Raw genomic sequence first — 1,402 nt, 5'->3', positions numbered from 1 at the left:
GGAAAGCTCCGTTCCGGGCGGGCCACCCGCGTTTGTACGCGTCCGGTCACAATCCCACCCCTCCGTGCGGGTGTTCGTCGGTCAAATGTCAGGATGCTGACTGATCCCATCCCATCGACCCATGGAGTTTCGTTGAGACTCGGCATCACGGGGACGCACCGGCTCGGAGCCGCACTCCTGGCATCCAGTGCCCTCGTCGTCGCGGCCCCGGTGGCCGTCCCGGCCCAGGCGGCCACGGTCAAGGCCGCCCCCTCGGTGACCGCCAAGGGCGCCTTCCTGCTCGACAGCACGGCCAACAAGTCGCTGTGGAGCAAGTCCGCCGACACCAAGCGGCAGATGGCCAGCACCACCAAGGTGATGACGGCCACCGTGGTCCTCGGCACCCCGAAGCTGGACCTGAACAAGAAGATCACCATCAAGCAGGCGTACCGGGACTACGTGGTCCGCAACGGCGCCAGCACGGCCGACCTGAAGACGGGCGACAAGGTCACCGTCAAGCAGCTGCTGTACGCACTCATGCTGCCCTCGGGCTGCGACGCCGCCATGGCGCTCGCCGACACCTACGGCACCGGCAGCACGGTCTCGGCCCGCACCAAGTCGTTCATCAAGAAGATGAACACCACGGCCGCGGCGCTGAAGATGAACAACACCAAGTACGACTCGTTCGACGGCATATCCTCGGCCGGCAGCAACTACACCACCCCGCGCAACGCGGCCATGCTGGCCCGCAAGGCGATGTCCTACAGCACGTTCCGCGGTGTCGTGAAGGCCACCAAGACGGTGCAGAAGGCCACCAACGGCCGTACCTACACCTGGTACAACACCAACAAGCTCCTCGGCTCCTACAGCGGCGCCGTCGGCATCAAGACCGGCACCGGCACCTCCGCCGGCCCCTGCCTGGTCTTCGCCGCCACCCGCAACGGCCGCACCATCGTCGGCGTGCTGCTCCACAGCTCCAGCGGCGACAACCGCTTCGCCGACGCCACCAAGATGCTCAACTACGCCTTCGGCTCGAGCAGCAAGTCCGCTGCCGGCACGCTGAAGCTGCGTTCGCTCCCGGCCGGCGCGCAGCGCGACTGACCCGGTAGCACCCCCAACAGCTGGGGAATCCCTGGAGCCCGTCGGGACGGGCTCCAGGGATTCTTCGTTTTCCGCCCGGGGCGGGCGGGACGGCGGGGCGGGCCGTCAGGCCGCCGGCGTGCGGTCGGAGACGGTGACCTGGCCCCGCTTGATGGTGGCCACCCGGGTCGCCCGGCGGGCGATGGCGGAGTCGTGGGTGACCATGACGAAGGTCAGCCCGTACTCCTTCCACAGCCCCTCAAGGAGCGCGAGGATCTCGTCGCGGGTTCCCTCGTCGAGGGCGCCGGTGGGCTCGTCGGCGAGCAGCACCTTCGGCTTCTTC

General features: G+C 68.1%; 1 protein-coding gene and 1 pseudogene. One reads left to right on the top strand and one right to left on the bottom strand.

All coding sequences use genetic code 11. From position 1 onward, the window contains the following. Window positions 1-132 precede the first annotated feature (132 nt). Window positions 133-1,080, top strand: a complete 948-nt coding sequence (locus ACFWVC_RS38620) for a D-alanyl-D-alanine carboxypeptidase family protein (protein ID WP_384299593.1) — start codon at window positions 133-135, stop codon at window positions 1,078-1,080. 105 nt (window positions 1,081-1,185) lie between these two features. Here ACFWVC_RS38620 and ACFWVC_RS38615 read toward each other — a convergent pair. Continuing rightward, a pseudogene (locus ACFWVC_RS38615) lies at window positions 1,186-1,402 on the bottom strand (ABC transporter ATP-binding protein); the annotation flags it as partial.

This window comes from Streptomyces sp. NPDC058691, from assembly GCF_042714775.1.
Classification (GTDB): Bacteria; Actinomycetota; Actinomycetes; order Streptomycetales; family Streptomycetaceae; genus Actinacidiphila.
The sequence above is the reverse complement of the archived record's forward strand: the minus strand, read 5'-3'. Positions and strand labels throughout refer to the sequence as shown.